General features: G+C 37.8%; 17 protein-coding genes. 15 read left to right on the top strand and 2 right to left on the bottom strand.

The window, feature by feature from the left end; translation table 11 throughout:
* The first annotated feature begins 41 nt into the window (after positions 1-41).
* The 5 genes from JET18_RS21860 to JET18_RS00305 all read left to right on the top strand — a co-directional run bounded on the left by JET18_RS21860 (position 42) and on the right by JET18_RS00305 (position 5,752).
* A complete protein-coding gene (locus tag JET18_RS21860) occupies positions 42-1,256 on the top strand; it encodes a hypothetical protein (RefSeq protein ID WP_228728460.1) in 1,215 nt (404 codons plus the stop codon).
* Positions 1,257-1,307: 51 nt separating this feature from the next.
* Positions 1,308-2,171: a hypothetical protein gene (locus JET18_RS00320; protein ID WP_202088326.1), complete on the top strand. Its 864-nt coding sequence runs from the start codon at positions 1,308-1,310 to the stop codon at positions 2,169-2,171.
* Positions 2,172-2,394: 223 nt separating this feature from the next.
* The gene (gene rocD / locus JET18_RS00315; protein WP_202088325.1) at positions 2,395-3,642 is read left to right on the top strand and encodes an ornithine--oxo-acid transaminase; all 1,248 of its coding nucleotides are present in this window, start codon (positions 2,395-2,397) and stop codon (positions 3,640-3,642) included.
* A complete protein-coding gene (locus JET18_RS00310; RefSeq protein ID WP_202088323.1) occupies positions 3,642-4,397 on the top strand; it encodes a glycosyltransferase family 2 protein in 756 nt (251 codons plus the stop codon). Before rocD ends, JET18_RS00310 begins: the two co-directional genes overlap by 1 nt.
* Positions 4,398-5,008: 611 nt before the next feature.
* The gene (locus JET18_RS00305; RefSeq protein ID WP_202088320.1) at positions 5,009-5,752 is read left to right on the top strand and encodes a polysaccharide deacetylase family protein; all 744 of its coding nucleotides are present in this window, start codon (positions 5,009-5,011) and stop codon (positions 5,750-5,752) included.
* Here JET18_RS00305 and JET18_RS00300 read toward each other — a convergent pair.
* Positions 5,749-6,828, bottom strand: coding sequence for a glycosyltransferase family 4 protein (locus JET18_RS00300; RefSeq protein ID WP_202088318.1), 1,080 nt, complete (start codon positions 6,826-6,828; stop codon positions 5,749-5,751). The genes JET18_RS00305 and JET18_RS00300 overlap by 4 nt on opposite strands.
* A 59-nt stretch (positions 6,829-6,887) precedes the next feature.
* Between JET18_RS00300 and JET18_RS00295 the strand changes: the two genes are divergently transcribed.
* The 7 genes from JET18_RS00295 to JET18_RS00265 all read left to right on the top strand — a co-directional run bounded on the left by JET18_RS00295 (position 6,888) and on the right by JET18_RS00265 (position 15,680).
* Positions 6,888-7,865 carry a glycosyltransferase family protein gene (locus JET18_RS00295; RefSeq protein ID WP_202088316.1) on the top strand — a complete coding sequence of 326 codons (978 nt, stop codon included), beginning with the start codon at positions 6,888-6,890 and terminating at the stop codon, positions 7,863-7,865.
* Positions 7,862-9,049: a glycosyltransferase family 4 protein gene (locus JET18_RS00290; RefSeq protein WP_202088311.1), complete on the top strand. Its 1,188-nt coding sequence runs from the start codon at positions 7,862-7,864 to the stop codon at positions 9,047-9,049. Before JET18_RS00295 ends, JET18_RS00290 begins: the two co-directional genes overlap by 4 nt.
* Positions 9,050-9,115: 66 nt before the next feature.
* Positions 9,116-10,336, top strand: a complete 1,221-nt coding sequence (locus JET18_RS00285; RefSeq protein WP_202088310.1) for a glycosyltransferase family 61 protein — start codon at positions 9,116-9,118, stop codon at positions 10,334-10,336.
* A gap of 33 nt (positions 10,337-10,369) precedes the next feature.
* The gene (locus JET18_RS00280) at positions 10,370-11,797 is read left to right on the top strand and encodes a hypothetical protein (RefSeq protein ID WP_202088309.1); all 1,428 of its coding nucleotides are present in this window, start codon (positions 10,370-10,372) and stop codon (positions 11,795-11,797) included.
* A 34-nt stretch (positions 11,798-11,831) separates the two neighbouring features.
* A complete protein-coding gene (locus JET18_RS00275) occupies positions 11,832-12,737 on the top strand; it encodes a glycosyltransferase family 2 protein (protein WP_202088308.1) in 906 nt (301 codons plus the stop codon).
* Positions 12,738-12,950: 213 nt separating this feature from the next.
* Positions 12,951-14,675, top strand: coding sequence for a glutamate--tRNA ligase (gene gltX, locus JET18_RS00270; RefSeq protein ID WP_202088305.1), 1,725 nt, complete (start codon positions 12,951-12,953; stop codon positions 14,673-14,675).
* Between the two features lie 48 nt (positions 14,676-14,723).
* Positions 14,724-15,680 carry an acetyl-CoA carboxylase carboxyltransferase subunit alpha gene (locus tag JET18_RS00265; protein WP_202088303.1) on the top strand — a complete coding sequence of 319 codons (957 nt, stop codon included), beginning with the start codon at positions 14,724-14,726 and terminating at the stop codon, positions 15,678-15,680.
* Positions 15,681-15,746: 66 nt separating this feature from the next.
* On the opposite strand, the gene JET18_RS00260 is transcribed toward JET18_RS00265, so the two are convergent.
* The gene (locus tag JET18_RS00260; RefSeq protein ID WP_202088301.1) at positions 15,747-16,508 is read right to left on the bottom strand and encodes a DUF6759 domain-containing protein; all 762 of its coding nucleotides are present in this window, start codon (positions 16,506-16,508) and stop codon (positions 15,747-15,749) included.
* A 144-nt stretch (positions 16,509-16,652) separates the two neighbouring features.
* Here JET18_RS00260 and tsf point away from each other — a divergent pair, with 144 nt between their 5' ends.
* From tsf to JET18_RS00245, 3 genes are all read left to right on the top strand, one after another.
* Entirely contained in the window at positions 16,653-17,480 is an 828-nt protein-coding gene (gene tsf / locus JET18_RS00255) for a translation elongation factor Ts (protein ID WP_202088299.1), read from the top strand.
* Between the two features lie 228 nt (positions 17,481-17,708).
* Positions 17,709-20,516: a T9SS type B sorting domain-containing protein gene (locus tag JET18_RS00250; protein WP_202088297.1), complete on the top strand. Its 2,808-nt coding sequence runs from the start codon at positions 17,709-17,711 to the stop codon at positions 20,514-20,516.
* Positions 20,517-20,654: 138 nt separating this feature from the next.
* Entirely contained in the window at positions 20,655-23,495 is a 2,841-nt protein-coding gene (locus JET18_RS00245; RefSeq protein ID WP_202088295.1) for a T9SS type B sorting domain-containing protein, read from the top strand.
* The last annotated feature ends 55 nt before the right edge of the window (positions 23,496-23,550 follow it).

Below are 23,550 nucleotides of genomic sequence, written 5' to 3'. Positions count from 1 at the left end.
GCTGCCTTATTTTAATTAACTGTCAGGAAAAAAATAATAGTATGAATAATTCAAGAAATAACGTTAAGACTCAATTTTCTGAAAATGATTTTAAAGATATTTTAATTAGACAAATAAAAAGTGGAGCAGCATCAGAATATGGAAGTTATGATGATTATTCAGAAAATGACCTTAATGCATTAATAAGTTTTGAAGATTCTCTATTACAATCAAACGGCTATAAGCCATTAGATCAAAAGAGTTTTTCTGATAAAATAAAAAATATATTCGGAAGAACTATTGATTATTCTTCAGCTTTAAACTACTTAAAAATTGACACATATGAACCTTGTAATAAAGATTTAGTTTTTAATGCCCTCTCGGCCGATAACCAGAATATATATGTGTCCAAAAAAAATAAAATTATAACATTTTTTTATCCACTACCTTCAATTATTAATTATCAAAAATTATATCCAAACCTTTCTGAATATGAAAAAAGCCCAATAAACTTGGAAACAAATGATGGTAATCAGACAATAGCACAGTGGAAAGATTTACCTAATCTTATACAAACCCAAAAAAATAATAGTCAGTTTGTTGTAACTCTTAATATGTATCTATTCAATGATAATAAAGCTCACTATAAATGGCTTATTCTTAATGATCAAAATTTCATGATGAATTTAGTAAAATCATTTGGCTACACTGATGATACACAGCTTTTAAAATGGGTTATAGAAAAAACAAAATTTGAAAAAAACAATCCACAGGATTTTGGGAAACTGTTTTGGATCAAAAAGTGTGATGGAACAGTAAAAATACACACTAATACTTTTAAAGTTTTACAACAAATATATACGCCGGATATACAAAATGACATGTCGAATGACAATAGATTTTTACTTAATAACATTCAAAATTACATTGAATATTTTGCAGATAATAAAGAAAGAGGTATTTCAAATGAAAATAAAGTTAAAATACTTGCCAACATAGCCTATTTTACAGAACAGTACAAATATGATAAACGGTTTGTTTCAGGACACGGAGACGGATCCAGAATAATGGGCAGATTACGTTTTTTTCTAAATCAAGATGATATTAAAATCCTGGAGAAAAACAATTATTTCAATCTTCCTAAATTCAAAGAATGGTGGGACAACGCAGACTACGATGAATACTTCGTCGAAGAATGTGAATATAACGGAACATGCGGACCAGACAACAAGCCAATGAATATAACAGAATGGCGAAAGCAGCATCCTAAAAAATAATCCAAAAGCATAGCCCCAAAATGGTTATGCTTTTTTTAAACACAAATAATAATGACCACTATTTCAATTAAAAAATCCCTCCAATCAGTTTTCACGCTGCTGATTCTTTTACTCCTCCCGGTGTCTGTTTCTGCACAGGAACTGGATGAGGTAATTTTAAAGCAAGATCTATTATTCAGAAATCTTCTTAGTAAAAAAGATTACGGCGTGCATGGAGACATAAAAAAATTACGAGTAACACATTCTAATTTTGGTGGCAAGATCACAAAATATTACGAAACTATTTTCTTTTCCAAGGCGGGAATAATAACAAAAAGAGAACTGTATCGGGAGGGAGAAAAAGAAGAAATGGAAACTTCGTATTATCATTACAGCAATAGCAAGCTAGACAGCATAACAAACAATACTCATACAGCGAAGCAGGTTTTTACCTATGATGATCAGAATAAGCTTGTTAAAATGGTCAGTTATGGAAGATATGAAGAAAATAAGGATGAGATAGATGAAGAGGAAACCTTTTATTATAATTCTGAGAATTTCATCATCAAATCCGTTAAATCTACAAACCTGGTGATAGAATGTAAATACAACAAAAATAATCAGATTGTACAGACCAAAAGCTTTTCCACAGACAACCCGAAAGATATTGACGTCACGGAATATCAGTTCCGGACTTTAGCTGATATGCCTGATACCGTCATTACCAAAAGGAATGGAAAAATTCAAAATACACTCCTCAACAAATTTGATGCAAAAGAAAATACGATCGAAACAGCCATCGTTTTTCCGGATAAAACAGGCAGAACAACAAAAAACAGTCTTACCTATGATCATCAGAATAATATTGTATCCAACATTACTTCAAATAATGAAGGAAAAATAAGCGAAAGGATTCAGGAAATTGAATATCAATAATCTTTCGTCAGGAAAGGAAAAGCATGACAAAAGCACCTTTTTAAAATAATACAAAACCCTTCCCGAAAGATATAAAAACTATACCATCATATCAGAAAAGAAATATTTTCTAAAACAGCAGTACATAGCCCGAAAATACACTTTAAATCCCAACGTGTACTGTATTACGTTTTTGTTCAGCCATCTCATTAATAATCCTTAAATTTGCCCAAAACCAAAACATATGTCAACAGCAGCAACAGCAAAAAATTCACAGTATTTTATTGATCTTGAAGAAAAGCACGGAGCACACAATTATCATCCTCTTCCTGTGGTTCTTGACCGCGGAGAAGGCGTATTTGTATGGGATGTGGAAGGCAAAAAATATTATGACTTTCTTTCAGCATATTCTGCTGTGAACCAGGGACACTCCCACCCTAAAATTGTAGGCGCATTGGTAGAACAGGCACAGAAACTGGCCCTTACATCAAGAGCATTTTACAATTCAAACCTGGGCGAATATGAGCAGAAAATCACTACTCTTTTCGGATTTGACAAGGTTCTTCCTATGAACTCCGGAGCAGAAGCTGTAGAAACTGCCGTAAAATTAGCCAGAAAATGGAGCTATGAAGTAAAGGGAATTTCTGAAAACGCAGCCAGGATCATCGTTTGTGAAAATAATTTCCACGGAAGAACAACCACTATTGTTTCTTTTTCAAATGATCCGGATGCTAACCAGAACTACGGTCCTTTCACACCGGGATTCATCAAAATTCCTTACAATGATACTGCAGCACTGGAAGAAGTATTGAACAGAGAAGCCGGAAATATCGCAGCATTTTTAGTGGAGCCTATTCAGGGTGAAGCAGGTGTTTATGTTCCGGACGAAGGTTTCCTTAAAAACGCTTCAGAGCTATGTAAAAAACATAATGTATTATTTATCGCTGATGAGGTTCAGACCGGAATTGCAAGAACTGGACAGCTGATCGCGTGCCACCACGAAAATGTACAGCCGGATATTCTGATCTTAGGAAAAGCACTTTCCGGAGGAATGTATCCAGTATCCGCAGTATTGGCCAATGATAACATTATGAATGTGATCAAGCCGGGGCAGCATGGTTCTACATTCGGAGGAAACCCTATTGCATGTGCTGTGGCAGTAGCCGCTTTAGATGTGGTTGCCGATGAAAAACTGTCTGAAAGAGCAGAACAGCTGGGCCAGCTTTTCAGAGCTGAGATCCAGAAGATTATCGAAAAAAACAGCCTTATCACCAAAGTAAGAGGAAAAGGACTTTTAAACGCCATCCTGATCAATGATACTCCGGAAAGCTCTACAGCATGGAATTTATGCTTACAGCTAAAAGAAAACGGGCTTCTGGCCAAACCTACCCACGGAAATATTATCAGATTGGCACCACCTTTGGTTATTACAGAAGAGCAGCTTTTGGACTGCGTAAAAATCATTGAAAAAACTATCACAGAATTTCGTTAATGAAGTTATCAGTCTGTTATATTGTTTTAAATGGAGAAAGAATCATTGAGAAAAGTATCAATAGTATTCATGAAATAGCTGACGAGATTATTGTCGTTGACTCTTTTTCCACAGACAAAACCGAAGAGATCTGTACCGGATTTCCGAAGGTAAAATTTATCAGTAAAAAATTCCACGGCTTCGGCTGTCAGAAAAACTATACCCTGTCGCAAGCTTCAGGAGAATGGATTCTGTTCCTGGATTCCGATGAAGTTCCGGATGAAATGGCCGTGAATGCGATTAAAGAAATTCTAAAAAGTTCCAATCCTTCCTACAACGTGTATGAGATTCATTTCAACAATATTTTGCTGGAAAAAGTGATCAGATATGGCGGCTGGGGAAGCGTATGGAGAGAAAGATTCTTCAAAAAGGGACACGGAAAGTATTCTGATGATCTGGTTCACGAATGTTTTATAACAGAAGACAGAAAAGGTAAACTGCCCGGAAATATCAATCATTACACCTATAAAAGTATCGCCCATCATATTGAGAAGATCAATAATTACACCCAGCTGATGGCTGAAAAAAAGGTACTGAACGGAAAATCAGTATCCCTTTTTAAGATCATATTTGCTCCTTTTTTCGATTTTATGAAAACTTATTTTTTCAAATTAGGTTTTCTGGATGGCGTTGCAGGGTTTTATATTTCTATAACAGGTGCATTTTATACCTTTCTGAAATATATAAAGATCAACGAGCTCTACAAATTCAAATAGTATTCTTTCAGATTCAAAATAACAGCAGCCGGCCGGATTTATTATTCTCAGCCGGCTGTTTGTTTTAAGACATTTTCCCCTGTAAAATAGGGTAAGGAAGTTTGAGGCTCGAAGAGGGAAGTTATTGAAGTCCAAAGCCAGAAATACTCCGCGGTTTTATTATTTTTTCAATCCGATTTAACAAATTTAAAGAGAAACGTTTAATATTATTGTCTAATAGTAACTTCCAGCCTCTAGCTTCCAGCTTCCTGCCTTTTAATCTTAACTTCTTATCCCAAACTCAGGTTATTTTAATGGTCTTCGTTAAAGCTTTCAGTTGTTGATAGGCTTATTACTTTCTTTTATCCTTTTTCATCTGTTATTCAGCACATATTATTTAGCTTTATACCTGTCAGTCAGATCCTTTAAAGAGAATTTTAATTTTTTTTTAAGCTCATGCATCTGATATTTCATTAATTTTGAAGATTGTAACATTTGTCAATTTACATAGACTCATACAATATTCAGGGTGAATATCCACCCATAAACAAAAACGAAAGAATATATTGAGTATCTGAGATTTTATGCAGGTAAAATCTGCAAAAATTGATGGCTCTCAAATTCAGATAACCATGTTCAGATTTATTAAAAGGTCACTTGGGTTTTCACAATCCGGCAGTGTCCGCATCCTCATGTATCATAAAGTGCTGCCAGAGAAAGAAATCTCCGGTAAAGACTTTCTTACGGTCTCTGCTGAAGCTCTGGAAAAGCAATTTCAGTACATTAAAAGCCATTATAACACCTTATTTTTTAATGATCTCACTACATGCTGCCAGCTCAAACACAAGCTGATTCTTACCTTTGATGACGGTTACCTCAACAACCTTCAGTATCTGGTTCCATTATTGGAAAAATACGGTTTGAAAGCAACAATTTTCATCCCGACCGGAATTATCCAGAATCATGAAGCAGATGCAAACCGTGAGATGATGACCTTTGAAGAAATCCGTTCACTTAATCCTGAATATGTAGAAATTGCCCTGCACAGCCACGCCCACAGAAACTATTCACAGATTTCTCTAGAGGAGGCGGCAGATGACATTCATGAAAACATCCGTATTCTTGAAGAAAAAGCAATTCCTTTTACCAGGGTACTCGCCTACCCTTATGGTAAATTTCCGAAGAAAAGAGAACAGAAAAGAGCATTTTTCTCCCTCCTGGAAAATGCCGGAATCACTTCTGCCGTACGTATTGGCAACAATATCGACTATTATCCGTGGAAAAATAAATTTGAGATCAAAAGGATTGATATCAAAGGCTGCGACAGTTTCGATATCTTTAAATGGAAATTGAGACTCGGGAAGATCAAGCTTTAATTCAGCAGTTCACTGTACAGTTTTTCGTAGGCACCCGCCATTTCCAGATAACCGAATTTCAGCGCTCTTTCCTTCAATTGGGAAGCAAATTCGGCTGATTTTGAGCCATAAGCCTGCATTCCCGATGCATAAACCTGCTGCATGTGTTCTGCTGAAAAATCATCAAAATAAAATGCCAGATTCCCGCCAATTTCGGGAAGACTTGTCAGCCGGCTTAAAAAAACCGGTTTTCCAAAATACATAGCTTCCACAGGGGGAATTCCAAAACCTTCTGCCAATGATGGATGACAGTACGATTCACATTGCTGTAGAAGAAAATATTTTTCGCTGTTATCTACATTTTCCAGAATATGCACCCTGTCTTCCAGTCCTAATGTTTTGATTTTCTCTAAAAACTTCTCTTTGTATGCAGATTTTGCAGAAGAAGTAACCAGCACAAGATGCCTGTCATTTTGAGAAATAAGATCCAGCAGCACTTCCTGATTTTTTTTAGGGAAAAGCACTCCGATATTCAGGATGAATTTTTTTCCGATAAAACTGTAGCTGTTTTTAGAACTGAAATCCGCAGATTCCGGAAAGATAAGTCCGTTGTAAATCACTTCCACTTTCACAGTATCTTTTAAACTGAAAAGTGCTTTGTTTTTTATAAAATCATCTTTTACAAATTCTGAGATACAAACTACCGCATCCGCATTGCCGATGTTTTTCTGAACGAGATTTTTACTTTTACTGACTTTCTTTTCTGAGCTGTTGTCATGCAAAAAATTCAGATCATGAAGGGTAACCACCTTCTTCTGCCCTTTTTTTATGCTGTGAAAATAGTCGGAAAGCTGGTGTGCAGTGTGAATAAGAGCAAACTTACCGGTATTAAAAGGAATTTTCTTTTGCCAGAACTTCCAATCGATGACTGTAAAGTTTTTTTTTGTCTGTGGAATATTTTTTTTCGGACCGTAAAAAGTATAGTTAAAATCAGAGGCTTTTTCGTCCAGACCCTTTATTAATGAAACACATACGTTGGCAATTCCCGACTTCGGGTACTTTAATCTTTCAGCATCAATAAGAATTTTCTTTTGCATTCCGCTCAGGGTTTTCATCAAAAATATAAATTTAATTATGAAATTTTTATTTTTGCAGTATGAAAATTTGTTTAATCAGCTTCGATTTCTGGCATTATGATGAACACATAGTGGAAAAACTGAGTGATAAAGGCATTCAGGCGTGCCATATCAACATCGGAGCCTTTACCCATAAAAATACTGGTGAACGTTTGAAAAACACTTTCAGCAAGATTTTTCTGGGCAAAAACCCCAAATATCACAAAAGACAAAGTTTCATTTTGGAATCTCTGGAAAAAATTGGAAAACAGGATCAGATTCTGGTCATCAATCCTGAAGCGATTGACGAAAGCATCCATAAGAAGATCAGGGAATATGCAGACCGGAATATCGCCTACCTTTATGACAGCATGGCAAGAAACCCTGCCACCCATCTTCTGCACTATTTTGACACTATTTTTTCCTTCGACGATAATGATGTAAAAAATTTCGGATTCGAAAAGATCACGAATTATAATTATCTGGATCATATTCCTGCCGAGAAGCAGCATCCGAAGCTGGATCTGTTCTACATCACTTCTTATGATCAGAAAAGACTTTCAGCTTTAAACCTGCTGATCAACAGGGTATGTGCCATGAAAATAAAATTCGAGGTATATATGGTGGGTAAAAAAGGCTGGAAAAATAAACTGAACCAGATTGTTGACCAGAAAAATATTGAGATTTTAAAGTTCGGAAGAAAAAAAATACCTCATCATGCACTGCCGGATTATTACAAGAATACAAAAGTGATTCTTGATCTGATGCGTGCTGACCAGACCGGCCTGAGCTTCAGGATATTTGAAGCCATGGCGCTGGAAAAGAAAATCATCACGGATAATCCTACCATCAAAACTTACGATTTCTATAATCCCCGTAATATTCTGGTGCTGGATAAGAATTTCCGTAACATCAAAAAAGATTTTTTCCATACTCCATACGAAAAGCTGCCTAAAGAAGTTTATGATAAGTATACCCTTGACCATTGGGTGAACACTGTATTTAAACTGAATTCATGAAAGAAATAAGAAGTGTACTGATCGTTACCCGGGAATACAAATGTTCACGAGGCCCTAAAGTGGGCGGTACAGGCGTTTTCTATAAAAACCTGTGCACGGAACTGGTAAAAAGGGGCATATCCGTACATGTATTTTTAATTTCAAAGTATGCGTTTGATGTGGAGGAAGACGGTGTGAAGATTCATTCAATCAAAGATATTTTCAAAGCCAATCCACTCCTTGAACTGCTAAGGTCTTTTACCGGAAAAATAAAAGCTTTCGAGCAGATTCATTTTAAAACCTATTTATCGGAGAAAAAAATAATTTCTGAAAAAATAAATGCCTGGATCAAAAAGAACGATCTACATTTTGATATTGCAGAAACCCATGACTTCGACGGTTTAGCACTTTCAATTCCTGAAAACATTCCATACGTGATCAGATGTCACGGTTCATGGTCTGTACTGGAAAAATATTTCGGCTACAAAAAAGTTCATAAGGGGAGAATTTTCTGTGAGAAAGAAGCTTTTAAGCAGGCTGAAAATATTATTGCCATTTCCAAATACAATGAAACCATCAATAAAAGCCTGTTTGACATCAAAAATCCAAGGCTGATTTATAACGGTATTGATGAAAAATTCTATAAGCCTGAACCCAGCGCAGAAATTATTCCACAATCTGTTTTCTATTTAGGAAATGTATCTTTTGAAAAAGGTGCAGAGACGCTTATCAGTAATTTTATTGAACTGAAAAAAAACTATCCGGAGGCATCCCTCCATTTCATAGGAAATCCCAACCACTACCCGGCTTATATCGCTGAGAATATTCAGGATTCCCGAACCAGAGATTCGGTTCACTTTTACGGAAATAAAACAGGAAGTGAAATTGTACAGCTGATCAGCAAAGCAGAGGTGGTATGCTTCCCCTCCAAGGGTGAAAATTTTAGCTTATCTTTGCTCGAGGTAATGGCGATGCAGAAACCCGTTGTATGTTCGGCTATAGACTCCTTTAAAGAGATCATAGAAGAACCTGTAAACGGGATGATTGCGGAGGAAGGAAATTTTCACGAAAAGATCAGTCTTATTTTTGAAGATGAGGAGCTGAGAAACAGATTGGCACTGAATGCCCGGAAATTAGTAGAAGCAAAATTCGGGATTGATAAGATGGTGGATGAAACCATAGGCTATTACCGGGAAATTATATAGAAAATACACGCTGTACATCAGGTGAAACGACGACCGAAATTCTTTGGTTATTCCAAGTTTTAGAATATGAATGCGAAGGAACAAATTGAAAATTTAGAAAAGCAGCTTAAGGCACTTAGAAAAAAATATTATATCAAATCCTTTTTCAGAAAAGCAAAAAGGCTTGTAACCGATTTTTTACCGCTGGATTCTATCCCGTCTGAATACTGTACGGAAAGAATCAGGATCAGTGAAAAACAGGAGTCCGAATTGTTTCTGCCTAAAACGTTTGATACGCCTCAGGTTTCTATAAAAACACCTAAAAATCCCATAGAGATTTTTGCGCTTCAAAATGTACTCTGCATTCCCAATTCCACATACTTTTTAGATCTGAAAAAAGAAAAGCTGTTTTACGAGAAATGGCATGATGACGACAGGATTACGTATGTTTACAATACCAATAATCTGATGCAGCATTCGATGACGCTTGCCAAGGTAAAGAATCACAAGAATGTATATTACGATGAAGAAGCTATTTTTCTGGGTGGAACTTTTACCTTCAATTATTATCATTTTCTGGTAGATATCCTTTCCAAGGTTGAATTTTTTCAGCATATTCCTGATGCCAAAAACAAGCTGATCATTGTAGATGAAGACGTACAGAAAGTAGAAAATCTGAAAGACCTGCTGATGTTCTTTCTCAAAGATTACAAAATTCTATTCCTCAACCACGATAAAAACTATTACCAGTTCAAAAAGCTGTGGCATATCACGAGCAACAATTACGCGGTTCCGAATATTATGCCGGGAATGACTTATGAAGCCGGATTTACCAAACTGTCGAAATCATCACTGCAATATCTCAGAAAAACTGCTTTTGACAATCTGGATCTAGCCAAAGTGCATATCCAGCCGGTTAAAAGGATATTTATTTCCCGAAGATCCCAGTACAGAAAATACAATGAGGAAGAAATTTTCGGTCTGGCACAGAAGCATGGATTTGAAGAAGTCTTTTTTGAAGACCTGAATATCCACGAGCAGATCTACCTGATCAACAACGCGGAATACATTATCGGTCCGAGCGGTGCCGCCTGGACGAATGTACTGTTTGCCAATGCAGGTGCTAAAGGTCTCAGCTGGTTCAGTTCCGTATGGGGGAATTTTGCTATTTTTTCTACTTTGGCCAAAGAAGTAGGTTTTGATCTTTTTTTCTATATTTATCCGCAGGATGATGAAGGATTCCACGAAGATTACAGATTGGATCCTGAAACTTTTGATAAGAAGCTGGAGCAGTTATTAAATACATAATTTTCCCTTAGCCCTTAAACACACCGGTACAATATGATGAAAAAAAATAGTAAGAATGATCTATTCTTATCGTCAATATTTTTAATTATAATTTCACTTCCATTAATTTATCTCACGTATACGTTAAGAGATACATTTCTGGATGATTCATACATTACCCTTACCTATTCGAAGCATTTTTTTCAGGAAGGAAAACCGTGGTATAATATCATAGACACCGTTCAGGGAAACGGACAGACCAGTGTGGTATGGATGCTTATTCAAAGCTTTTTTTTTAATTTTGAACCTATCATTAACCCTGTTTACGTCAATAAAGGCATAAGTTTATTATTGATTACGGTGCTCCTCGCCTCATTATTTCAAAGCTTTAAAATACATGAATCCCTCTTCACAAAGATTTTCATACTGGTATTTTCAGTTTTCTTCAGTGTGTGGTCCGCGTTTAATATCTCTCATGGCCTGGAAACTGTTTTTTTCGCCACTGTCTTATTTCTTTTTCTGAAATACAGGAATCACAATATTGCTTATTTTTTAGCCTTTATATTGCCATTTATCCGGCCGGAATCTATTGTATTCACGCTTTTTTTCGTGATTGACACTCAGCTTTTCAGCAAAATATTTTTTAAAAGAGCGCTGTGTGTATTAGCTTCAGTAACACTGTATTTTTTATATACGGCGTATTACTATGACGTACTGATTCCTCTCCCTTTCCTGTTAAAAAACATCAGAGAATTTTCAGCGGCAAAAATCCAGAATTTCATAACAGTTACCATTGTCTTTCTGCCAATCATCATTTATGCGGTGAGGAATTATAAAACTAAATTAGTTTTTTATGCTCCGTTATTCTTTTTTATCATTTACTATTCCTTTTTCATAGACGAGGTTATGAATTTTTTTGACCGTTATAGATTCCCATTGTTTGTATATTACATTTATTTCCTGCGCTATGAAACCTTAGACGTTTTTAAAAATAAAAAATTAAATATCGCCTTATTTGTTTTAAGCATAGCCGGACTTTTCAATTATGGCAGGTATCTGAATTCTCATAGAACTTTTTATATAGATGCCTATTCAAAAGCCATGGTAAACGGCCCCATATACATTGGAAAATACCTGAAGGAAATATCTGTAAAGGAAAATAAGAAGTTTAAAGTCGTTAATTCTGATGCCGGAGCCATTGCTTATTTTTCAGATGGCTACTTATATGATACGTGGGGACTGAATAATGCCACTTTATTACTGACTAAAAAGAAAAAAGACTGGGATGCCTATCTTACTTATCTGAAAAAAACAGATCCGGATTATATTATTCTTATTTCAAAAGATTATCATAAATTTATTTCAAGATTAGATTTTGAAGAAAAGATATACAAATATTTTTCTCTTCAGACTCAAAAGCCTGTTTTAGTAAGGAAATCCACTGAGGAATATTATTATTTCATTTACAGGACACATCCTTAATTTTAAACAGAAAACATTTTCACATCCAATATCAATGAACAACCCGCCTCTTGTAAGCCTTATCATCATTACCATGAACCATGAAAAGTTCATTGAACAGGCGTGCCTTTCCGCAATTTCGCAGACCTATCCCCATTATGAGATTATTCTTTTGGATAATGCTTCGAAGGATAAAACTTTTGAAAATGCAGAACGGGTTCTTGCCAGGTTTGACAAGCCTTATAAAATGATCAGGAATACGGAGAGTTTTGGCGTGGCAAAAAACATCAATATTGCGGTTTCACAGGCTTCGGGAGAATATGTGTCCCTGCTTTCCGGAGACGACTGGTTTACAGAAGACCATCTTTCAGAAAAAGTAGCTTACATCGGAGAAAACCAGGTAGATTTTATCCTTTCTGATGGGTATAAATACTACCAGTCTGAAGATAAAACCACAGATATTTATACGCCCAAAGAAAAAAAACAGATCATAGAAAGCCTTCCCAACTTCTTCCATGAAAATGTTTCGGAAAACAAAACAGCGAATGTAGGAACGTTTGTAAAAAGAGAACTTCTGGTACAGCATCCGTTTGATGAAAATATTAATACTGAAGACTGGGACATGAATTTAAGACTGACTTCCAGAGGGTACAGGATTGGATTCATCGATAAAAAATTATTCCACTACAGGATTCTTTCCACAAGCCTTTCAAGAAACTGGAAGGTGATGCAGGATTCCTATGAAAAAGTGACCCATAAATACCTGGATTATATAAAATCCGACAGGGAACTTTATAAAAAGTACCTCCTGAAGCTCGTTCATTTCAAATACGAGATCCTTTTATCGGAAACAGATTCGGAGTCTGAAAAAGAAAGACTGCACAAGGAATGGAAAAAGGAAAAGTACAGGATCAAGTATAAAAATCCCGTGCTGTTCTTTAAACTGCTGATGCTTAAATAAGACAGGAACTTATCGGTAATTCTAAAGATCTGCTGTCCTCTGATTTTATTAATTTCTTTTAAATATTGAATCAAATCTTACAATAACCGTAAGAAATTATCCGTCTGAGAGTAACTTCCAGCCTCAGGCTTCCGTCTTCCGGCCTTTTAATCTTAATATTCTTAACTCTAACTCGGTTAATTTTAAGTAAATTTGCACAAAATTTTTATTGAAATGGAGAAAGTAAGAGTTCGTTTTGCTCCAAGTCCTACAGGACCTTTGCATTTGGGAGGCGTAAGAACCGCATTATATGATTATCTTTTTGCTAAAAACCAGGGTGGTGAATTTGTACTTCGGATTGAAGATACCGATACGGCGAGATATGTAGAAGGAGCTGAAGATTACATCGAAGAAGCTTTAGAATGGTGCGGAATCATTCCCGATGAAAGTCCTAAGAAAGGAGGAAAATTTGCACCTTACAGACAGTCTGAAAGAAGGGATATCTACGACAGATATACGGAGCAGATCCTGAAAACAGACTATGCCTACATCGCTTTTGATACCTCTGAAGAACTTGATGCCATCCGTGCTGAGTTTGAAGCAAAAGGAGAGGTTTTCTCTTATGACAACAGAACCAGAAACCAGCTGAGAAACAGTCTTGCCCTTTCTGAGGAAGAAGTGCAGAAATTGCTGGATGAAAAAACACCTTATGTGGTGAGATTCAAAATGCCGGTGGACAGAACCCTGAATCTTGAAGACATTATCCGCGGACATTCTTCCGTGAATACCAATACGCTGGACGATAAAGTTTTGGTAAAAAACGACGGAATGCCTACGTACCATTTCGCCAACATCATTGATGACCACGAAATGGAAATTTCCCACGTGATCCGTGGTGAAGAATGGCTGCCGTCTTTAGGCCTGCATACGTTACTGTATGAAGCAATGGGCTGGAAAGCACCGCAGTTTGCCCATCTTTCTTTAATCCTGAAACCTGACGTATCTACCTTAATTAATAAAGATAATATAGACAGTATTACAAAATCTTTTACGGAAGAATTTGTATTGAAAAACAGTCAGTTTTCTTTTGATGAATCCGCAGAGCTTATTAAATCTTTCTTTGCAGAGGTAAAAAGCCCGAGATTCAAATCCATGCTGGGAGAAAATGATAAAGACAACCCGCTGACGGCTTCTGTAAAACAGTTTTTAAAGAAGGGCCTTTCCGGGAAATTAAGCAAAAGAGACGGTGATAAATTCGGATTCCCTGTGTTTCCCTTAAACTTTACGGATCCTAAAACAGGAAATGTTTCAAAAGGCTATAGAGAAAGCGGTTATCTTCCTGAGGCATTTATTAATATGATTTCGCTTTTAGGCTGGTCTCCTGCTGACGATAAAGAAAATCTCACTTTGGAAGAAATGATCAAAGAATTTGATTTACATAAAGTTCATAAAGCCGGAGCCAGATTTAGTAAAGAAAAATCAGAATCACTAAATCATCATTATATCCAATTAAAATCTAATGAAGAATTATTAACTATTCTTAAAAATTTAGATTTAAACTTAAATATTGAGGATGAAAAATTATTAAAAATTATTCATCTGATGAAAGAAAGAGCAACCTTCCCAATTGATATTTACGAAAACGGAAAATTTTTCTTCGAAGCTCCGGTTTCTTATGACGAAAAAGCGTCTAAAAAAGCATGGAATGAAGAAACATCTGCTGTTTTAGGAGAACTGGCAGAAGGCCTTAACACTACAGAATTTGCTTCTGAAACCCTAAAACAGGCCGTTCACGATTTCGCCGAAAACAAAGGGCTGGGAATGGGAAAAGTGATGATGCCGCTGCGTTTGGCCCTGGTAGGAGAACTGAAAGGTCCTGATGTTCCGGATATCATGGAACTGATTGGAAAAGAGGAAAGTATCTCCCGAATAAACAATGCGATCAATAATTTTAAATAGTTTTTCATAATTTTTCATAAATTTGAAAGATTTAATTTACTTCAAGAAATGGAATATTTAAGTTTCGAACTTCCTATAAAAGATCTAATGGATCAACTTCAAACTTGTTCTTTAGTAGGAGAAGAAAGTGGTGTTGATGTAAAATTAGCATGCAGCCAGATTGAGGATAAGATTTTAGAAAAGAAAAAAGAAATCTACGAAAATCTTACCCCTTGGCAGAGAGTACAATTATCCCGTCATCCGGATCGTCCTTATACGATAGACTATATCAACGGAATGGTGGATAAAGGAAGTTTTCTGGAACTTCACGGAGACAGAAATTTCGCAGACGACCCTGCCATGATTGGCGGTTTGGCTACATTGGACGGTCAGAAAGTAATGATCATTGGAACCCAGAAAGGGAGAACCACCAAAGAAAGACAGTACAGAAGATTCGGGATGCCGAATCCTGAAGGATACAGAAAAGCTTTGCGACTGATGAAGCTTGCTGAAAAATTCAACATTCCTGTAGTCACTTTAGTAGATACACCGGGAGCTTATCCTGGTTTGGAAGCTGAAGAAAGAGGTCAGGGTGAAGCTATTGCCCGAAACATTTTCGAAATGGTTCAGCTTAAAACGCCTATTTTCACTTATATCATCGGTGAAGGAGCAAGCGGCGGAGCTTTGGGAATAGGTGTAGGAAACAAAGTATACATGCTTGAAAACACATGGTACACTGTAATTGCACCGGAAAGCTGTTCTTCTATTCTATGGAGAAACTGGGATCACAAGGAAGATGCAGCCAATGCATTGAACCTTACCCCTAAAGATGCTTTAAGAGAAAAATTCATTGACGGTATTATTGAGGAGCCGCTTGGAGGCGCTCAGTACGACCCTGAAACGGCTTATCTGAATCTTAAAAATTCAATTTTACAGAATATCAAAGCCTTTTCAAAATTCTCAGGACAGGAACTTGAAACCCAGAGACAGGAGAAATTCATTGCGATGGGGCAGTTTAAAGGATAAAAATCAAAAACGGTTAAGAAAATTTCTTAACCGTTTTTTTATAGTTTCCTTCTTGTTGTTCTTTTTCTAATCGGCGATATTGAGGGCAATCTCAATGTCCTGTGTTACTTTCTTAATGGAAGAGTATTTGGCATCACACACCATGGTGGTCAGTACATATTCTCCTTTATCGATCAGGATAAAATTTTGTCCTTTGGCAGGAACACTCAGGTTATAATATTTTTTTCCGCTTATTTTTACGATCAGATTACAGTTTGATCTGTTCTTGATATTGATATAAGCTTCATTTTTATTGATGTCATTATTGAAAAGATGGGTAAGCATTGCTGCTGTTTTCTTATTGGCATCACTGGGTTCTGATTTCGCAACACCCGCAGTTTTGGCTGAACTTACCGAAGCATAGCTTGCCAGTCTTTCTTCCTTCAAAGCTTTAATAGCCTCATTCGTTTTATCCGTGTTTTTGGCATTATTGTCAGCAGATGCTTTATTGGAAACCATCACTTTCCCGCTGTTCAGTTCATTATTTTTAACAATATTTTCAATTTTTTCTTTACTGATTGGTTTAATGGTAGGTTTCGCTTCCGGAGAATTATCTGCCATAATCATATCGATCAGTTTTCTTTTAAAATAATCTGTTTTGGCATGTCCCGGATTTTGTTTCAGGAAGCCTGCGATAATTCTGGCCTCTTTTGAAGCCTCGGCATCCTGCTCTGTATAGATGATGACCGTTTCTTTTTCTACAACAGCTTTAGATTTCGATTTCTTCTTTTTTTGGGAAAAACCTAGTGTAAAAATGCATAAAAATATAAGGAGAAAGATTTTTTTCATTAATCAAGCCTTTAAAATAGTATTAAATATATCAATAACGTGAAAAGTCATTTTTTAGTTTATCATTAAAATCATTATCTTTGCACTGCTCTAAAATTAAGCTAAAAATTAATACTAATCTTAAATAAAAAAATAATAGATATTATGTCTTATACACCAGCTGCTGCAGACGTAGCAAAATTAAGAAACCAAACAGGTGCAGGTATGATGGACTGCAAGAAAGCTTTAGTGGAAGCCGAAGGAGACTTCGAAAAAGCAGTAGATATCCTTAGAAAAAAAGGACAGAAAGTAGCTGCAAACAGAGCTGACAGAGAATCTAGTGAAGGTGCAGTAATCGCAAGAGTAAACGAAGATAACACTTTAGGTGTTGTAATTTCTTTGAACTGCGAAACTGATTTCGTTGCTAAAAACGAAGCTTTCATTGAGCTTGCTTACGAACTGGCTGAAATGGCTATCTTCGCTGCAACTAAAGAAGAGCTTTTAGCTACAGATTTCCACGGACTTACTGTTGCTGATAAGTTAATCGAGCAGACAGGAGTTATCGGTGAGAAAATCGAGATCGGAGCATTCGAAAGAATCGAAGGGCCTTTCCTTGGAGCTTACATCCACGCTGGAAACAAAATCGCTGCTATCACTGCACTTTCTGCTAAAGTAGACGGAGCTGACGAAGCTGCTAAAGCTGTTTCTATGCAGGCTGCTGCCATGAACCCTATCGCTCTTGACGAAACTAGAGTTTCTCAGGAAACAATCGATAAAGAATTGGAAATCGAAAGACATAAACTTACTGAAGAAGGTAAGCCTGCAAACATTATCGACAATATCCTGAAAGGTAAAATGCAGAGATTCTACAAAGACAATACTTTGGTACACCAGGATTTCATCAAAGACAGCTCTATTTCTGTAGCTGACTATGTAAAATCTGTAAATGCTGATCTTAAAGTAACAGGATTTGTAAGAGTAAGCCTTGCTTAATCATCTTTCAAAGAACCTATACGGATCCCGGTGAATTTCACCGGGATCTTTTTTTGCTCCATCCGGATATTAAGCCAATCTATGAACCGCGCCTGATATGAAATTACAAGTTTCATATTCCGAATGGCTTTTATTTAGAAATCGTGATTAATTTTTAACTTTTGTTATATTTATTTAATACTATTTCAAATATTATTTTAAATTTGTAGAAATCCTAATTCCACACACATGAAAAGATTTCTACTCAGTTTGGTATTACTTCTTTTATCAGTCAACACCCTCTTTGCACAGAGGGACACCGAGCACTGGATTGCTCCTTATTATGATAGTTATGGAGGATATTCCAACAGGCTTTATATTTCTACGGACTCTACTGTTCCTTTTGAAGTAAAAGTATACAACAATAATTCACCAACTCCCGTTACTACCCTTACGGTAAGCAAAGGAAATCCCCAGACTTATACGGTAGACCCGGATCTTATTTCTGCGACTACGGCAGCCGATGCCTTCCAGATAAGCTCAAAAGGATTATATTTAAAAGGAGACAAGCCGTTCTACTGTAGTTTAAGGCTTGCACAGTCGGTACACGGTGAAATTATTACCAGTAAAGGAAAAGCAGGTACAGGAAAAGAATTCTTTGTAGCTACTGCTCCCAATACGAACACTTCAAGTTTTTATAACTTTACAGCGGGAGTTCTTGCCACTGAAGACAATACTAACGTAACGGTAACCTGGACTAACCCGGTAACTTTTTATGGAGGTACTCCTACCGGAACCACCCATACTTTTACCTTAAATAAAGGAAAATCATTTATTCTGGCCGGACCGGGAAGTGCCTCTGTCAACCAGTCAGGTTTTATGGGGGCTAAAATCGTGGCAGATAAGCCGATTACCCTTACCAACGGAAGCTGTAACGGTAACTTTTCAGCTTCTCCAAGCGGAACAGACCCGAGTCTTGACCAGTCTGTACCTACAGACCGACTTGGGAACACTTTTGCCATGGTAAAAACAAAATCTACCGCTCCCAGTCTGAATATGGAAGGCGGTCTTATCATTGCGACACAAGACAACACAGAAATATTTTTAAATGGCTCTACCACACCTATTCAAACGATCAATGCAGGAGGATGGTACAGAATCAACGAAACAAGCTATGTAGTTCAGCCAGGTGCAGGAACGCATTCCAATATGTTTATTTCTACCTCTAAAAATGTTTATTTATACCAGTTTATCGGAGTAGGCTCAAGTGATGCTACCAATGGATTTAATTATATTCCGCCATTGAACTGTTTCCTTCCAAGAAAAATTGATGAAATTGGAAAAATCAACGAAATGCCAAACATTACGGCTCCAATTTCCTTAAAACTTAATATTTTAACAGAAACAGGAGCAAGTGTTACCGTAAACGGAGTGGCACCAACTGCAGCACAGGGACCTTATCCGCTGACGGGTAATACCCAGTGGCAGACCTATGCTTTAGAGGATGTTACCGGAAATATTACCATCACTTCTACCAAAGCAGTCACTGCCGGGATCAACGGTGGGTACAGTTCTGCCGGATATGGCGGTTACTTTGCCGGATTCTCGTCAATCCCTGTGATCTCGAAAAAAACAGGAGAATGTGCCCCTGGAATTATCCTGGAAGTGGACGACAGCTACGAAGGGTATCAGTGGTTCCTCAATGGAACGGCAATTCCTGGTGCAACAGCCAATACCTATTCACCGGCGACTTCCGGAAACTATACGGTAAAAGTATCAATGGGTACCTGCCCGCCGATTACAACACCGATTTATAAGGTACATACCTGTTTAAAACTGACTACACAGACATTAAATGCATGTTCAACCAAAGTAATTACTCCTGCATTTACTTCTTCTACCCAGACTCCTGTAGCAGGAACAGTGGTGATCATTACACCACCGGCACACGGTACAGCTGTAGTTAACGCAAACGGTACGATTACATATACACCGACTGCCAACTACTACGGTCCGGATCAGATTGTTTATAAATTCTGTGGTAATGCCGCTGAATTCATCGACTGTGAGCAGGTAACATTAAACCTTACTGTGGTACCGTTCGTGGTAAGAGATGCATTAATCAAAGCATGTCAGTATGATGTAGACCCATATGCTTATTTTGATCTTACAAAAGCAGATGTAACCAATTTGCTTACAGTAGTTAAGAAATATTATCCTACACTACCAGACCTTAATGCTGGAACCAATGAAATCACGACTCCTGCAAACTACCCGTCTACCGGAGGATTTGTTTACGTAAAAGTTACAACCACTGAAGGCTGTACAGCTATTGCAAAAATTGAACTGATTGCTCTTCTGATAAAAAAATCTCCAATTCTTGTAGACCAGTATATCTGTGTAGACAGCAAAACCAATCTGGATGCGGGACCTGGATATGAATCTTATCTATGGAGTACAGGCGCTACAACAGCTTCTATCCAGGATGTAGGAGTGGGAGAATATTCTGTAATCCTTGGTAAAAACGGATGTTTCCTAAAACAGACCGTAAGAGTAAGAAAAGCAGAAGATCCGGTAATCACCAAGATTGAAATTACCAATACAACAGCAACAGTAATCGTAAACGGAGGAAAACCACCTTACAAATACGCTGTAGATTCACCAACCAACTGGCAGGATTCCAATACCTTCACAGGATTAACGAGAGGCCAGCATACATTCTACGTAAAAGATGCGTATAACTGTGATCCTACAACAGTAGAAGTAACGGTTCCGAACCTGATCAACGCTATTACTCCTAACGGTGATAATAGAAATGATTTCATTGATTACAGTGAATTAGGGTACAAAGAAAACCTTTCATTCATGATCTATGACCGTTACGGAAATATGGTCTTCACAGGAAATAAATTCAATAATTACAAGTGGGACGGAAGACATTATGATAAAAAGCTTGTCACCGGAACGTATTGGTACCATATCAACTGGACTGAAACCAATAAAGAAAAAACTCCGATCAAATACACAGGATGGATTTTAGTAAAAAACATTGAATAAACCATTCTTAACAATAAATATTTAACCGCGATTTGAAATCGCGGTTTTTTTTTAACCTAAATTCAATATTTTTTAAACATTTTTCAATGACACATTAAATATTCTGCTATTTTTGCGACAATCCTAATTCCCATAAAAATGAAAAAACTTTTACTCAGTTTTCTTTTATTACTCGTTACCATCAACCCGCTTCTTGCCCAAAGAGATACCGAACACTGGTTCGCTCCCATGGCAGCCCGAAGCACCAACATCATCTCACCGCAGCAGGCCCTGTATTTTTCTACAGACTCCACTACTCCATTTCCTGTAGAGATTTTCAGCAACAATACGCTGTTGGGAACAGTAACCGTAAGTAAAGGAAACCCGCAAACATTTACTATTCCGCTTGGAAGCATTATCACAAGCAATACTTCCGAGCTATTCACTCCGGTGAATAAAGGGCTGTACACAAAAGGAACAAAACCTTATTTTGCTACCTTCAGATTTTCCGTAAGCAGCCACGGAGAAATTCTTACTTCTAAAGGAAAAGCAGGAATCGGCAAAAAGTTTTATGCAGTAGTCTCGCCTATTGAAAACCCTGTTGTCGCCCTGAATTTCACGACCGGCATTATGGCTACGGAAGACAATACTCAGGTTACCGTTTCAGATTATTCTGCCGATGTGATCTTTTCGAACGGATGGACAGGTGTGACCAATCCAACCCTGACATTTACTTTAAACAAAGGCCAATCCTACATCGTTGAAGGCGTTGGCGACAAGGCAGGTAATAAAGAAGGTTTTATCGGAGCCAAAATAGAGGCTGATAAACCTATTTCTGTTACCAACGGAAACTTTAACGGTCAGTTTGCGATCATCCCTGCCGGTGGTTTTTATGATGGTGCTGATATTGTCATGGACCAATCTGTACCTACAGACAGACTCGGAAATGAATTCGTTCTTGTAAAAGGAAACGGAGACATCAGCGAAAGAATGGAAGACGCCCTGATCGTTGCCACCGAAGGCGGAACCCAGGTATTCATCAATAACGGGGCAACTCCTGCAATAACGTTGAGTGAAGGGGAAAGCTACAGAGTGAACAAGCTGAACAACACCAATTACATCAACCAGGGTAACGGCCACTACAATATGTACATTAAAACCACCAAAAATGTTTACGTGTATCAGCTGCTGGCAGGTGTAGCTGCAAGTAATGCTACTGTGGGATTCAACTACATTCCCCCATTAAACTGTTATCTTCCGAGAAAGATTGATGAAATAGGCAATATCAACATTCTTCCTCCAACAACCAACAATGTTAAACTTAATATTCTTACAGAGACGGGAGCTGCCGTTACTGTAAATGGTGCTACTCCTCCGGCTGCTCAGGGTCCTTATCCTGTATTGGGAACTTCATCATGGGTATCCTACTCTGTTCCGAATGTTACCGGGAATATGACCATCACTTCATCAAAAGCAGTTACTGCAGGAATCTCCGGAGGGAGCGGTGTGGTAGGCTACGGCGGGTATTTTGCCGGATTCTCCTCAATCCCTGTTATTGCCAAGCAGACGGGAGACTGTATTCCCGGAATTGTGCTGGAGGTAGATGACAGCTTCGATTCTTATCAGTGGTACAGAAACAATACCCCTATTCCGACTGCAATAAGCAATTCCTATATTCCGACACAGTCCGGTGAGTATACGGTAAAGATCACTGTAGGTTCATGCCCGCCGATCACCACTCCCGTGTATAAAGTATTTACGTGTCTTACGGAAACGACAACGAACGCAACGGTATGTGACGGGGTAAAACTTATTGTTCCGACATTTACCAATTCAACACAATCTGTAGTCCCGGGGAGTGTCATAATCGTTACACCTCCTGTCAACGGGAATGCAGTCATTGATCCGGCTACAGGAGTAATCAGCTATGCTCCCGGTTTCAATTATGTAGGCCCGGATTCTTTTGTTTATAAATTCTGTGGAAATAATCCGGATTTTACAGACTGTGAAGAGGTGACATTGAATTTAACCGTATCGGAAAGCCCTATTGTGAACAATGCTTCTTTAAGGGTTTGCTTTCTGGAAGCCAATCCGGCCACAGGTTTATTTAATCTTACCAACGCACCCGTTACTACACAGTTAGGAGTAACCAAAAGGTATTATCCCTCACCTACGGATGCAGATAACAATACCAATGAGATTCTAAACCCTGCAAACTATGAAGCACCCAACGGTGTTGCTTATGTAAAGGTGATCAACGCCAACGGCTGTTACAGAATTGCAGAAGTAACCCTTACCGTTCTTCCTCCGGTGAAATCGGCGGTACTTGTTGACAAGGTGATTTGTATTGAAGATACTACCACCCTCGATGCAGGTCCTGGTTTTAATGGGTATGAATGGAGCACAGGGGCCACTACACAGACCATCAATAATGCGGGTGTGGGAACATATTGGGTGAAGCTTAAAACGGGAGACTGTGTGACTTTACAGACCGTAAAAGTATACGCCTCCGACCAGCCGGTGGTTACCAATATTGACATTTCCAATACTTCGATTACAGTGTCCGTAATAGGCGGAGCTCCTCCGTACCAGTATTCAATTGATAATATTCAGTGGCAGGATTCCAATACATTTACAGATTTGCCGAGAGGAAGCCATACTGTATATGTAAAGGACAACTACAATTGTGATCCTATCAAAGTGGACATTACAATTCCTAACCTGATCAACGCTATCACACCCAATAATGACGGGGTAAATGATGTTCTTGACTACTCATTATTGTCCGGTAAAAAGAATCTGGAATTCTCTATTTTTGACCGCTACGGCAGCAAAATATTCCAGGGTGACAAATCTAACGGGTACAAATGGGACGGCACTGTAGGCGGCAAGAGAGTTCCTACCGGAAACTATTGGTTTGAAATTCACTGGAATGAGCCTTCCGGCAAGCAGGCCCAGATCAATTACACAGGCTGGATCCTCGTTAAAGGCAGAGAATAATCCCTGAAAAATATAACTTTTTTAACCGCGGTTTTAACATCGCGGTTTTTTTATT

Source organism: Chryseobacterium endalhagicum (assembly GCF_016745235.1).
GTDB lineage: Bacteria > Bacteroidota > Bacteroidia > Flavobacteriales > Weeksellaceae > Chryseobacterium > Chryseobacterium endalhagicum.
The sequence above is the reverse complement of the archived record's forward strand: the minus strand, read 5'-3'. Positions and strand labels throughout refer to the sequence as shown.

Excerpts from the sequence above, each read along its gene's own strand:
- JET18_RS00280 (WP_202088309.1), top strand. The coding sequence starts at position 10,370 with ATGATGAAAAAAAATAGTAAGAATGATCTATTCTTATCGTCAATATTT.
- JET18_RS00290 (WP_202088311.1), top strand. The coding sequence starts at position 7,862 with ATGAAAGAAATAAGAAGTGTACTGATCGTTACCCGGGAATACAAATGT.
- JET18_RS00305 (WP_202088320.1), top strand. The coding sequence starts at position 5,009 with ATGTTCAGATTTATTAAAAGGTCACTTGGGTTTTCACAATCCGGCAGT.
- JET18_RS21860 (WP_228728460.1), top strand. The coding sequence starts at position 42 with ATGAATAATTCAAGAAATAACGTTAAGACTCAATTTTCTGAAAATGAT.
- gltX (WP_202088305.1), top strand. The coding sequence starts at position 12,951 with ATGGAGAAAGTAAGAGTTCGTTTTGCTCCAAGTCCTACAGGACCTTTG.
- JET18_RS00295 (WP_202088316.1), top strand. The coding sequence starts at position 6,888 with ATGAAAATTTGTTTAATCAGCTTCGATTTCTGGCATTATGATGAACAC.
- JET18_RS00275 (WP_202088308.1), top strand. The coding sequence starts at position 11,832 with ATGAACAACCCGCCTCTTGTAAGCCTTATCATCATTACCATGAACCAT.
- JET18_RS00285 (WP_202088310.1), top strand. The coding sequence starts at position 9,116 with ATGAATGCGAAGGAACAAATTGAAAATTTAGAAAAGCAGCTTAAGGCA.
- JET18_RS00265 (WP_202088303.1), top strand. The coding sequence starts at position 14,724 with ATGGAATATTTAAGTTTCGAACTTCCTATAAAAGATCTAATGGATCAA.
- JET18_RS00300 (WP_202088318.1), bottom strand. The coding sequence starts at position 6,828 with ATGCAAAAGAAAATTCTTATTGATGCTGAAAGATTAAAGTACCCGAAG.
- JET18_RS00250 (WP_202088297.1), top strand. The coding sequence starts at position 17,709 with ATGAAAAGATTTCTACTCAGTTTGGTATTACTTCTTTTATCAGTCAAC.
- tsf (WP_202088299.1), top strand. The coding sequence starts at position 16,653 with ATGTCTTATACACCAGCTGCTGCAGACGTAGCAAAATTAAGAAACCAA.
- JET18_RS00260 (WP_202088301.1), bottom strand. The coding sequence starts at position 16,508 with ATGAAAAAAATCTTTCTCCTTATATTTTTATGCATTTTTACACTAGGT.
- JET18_RS00310 (WP_202088323.1), top strand. The coding sequence starts at position 3,642 with ATGAAGTTATCAGTCTGTTATATTGTTTTAAATGGAGAAAGAATCATT.
- rocD (WP_202088325.1), top strand. The coding sequence starts at position 2,395 with ATGTCAACAGCAGCAACAGCAAAAAATTCACAGTATTTTATTGATCTT.
- JET18_RS00245 (WP_202088295.1), top strand. The coding sequence starts at position 20,655 with ATGAAAAAACTTTTACTCAGTTTTCTTTTATTACTCGTTACCATCAAC.
- JET18_RS00320 (WP_202088326.1), top strand. The coding sequence starts at position 1,308 with ATGACCACTATTTCAATTAAAAAATCCCTCCAATCAGTTTTCACGCTG.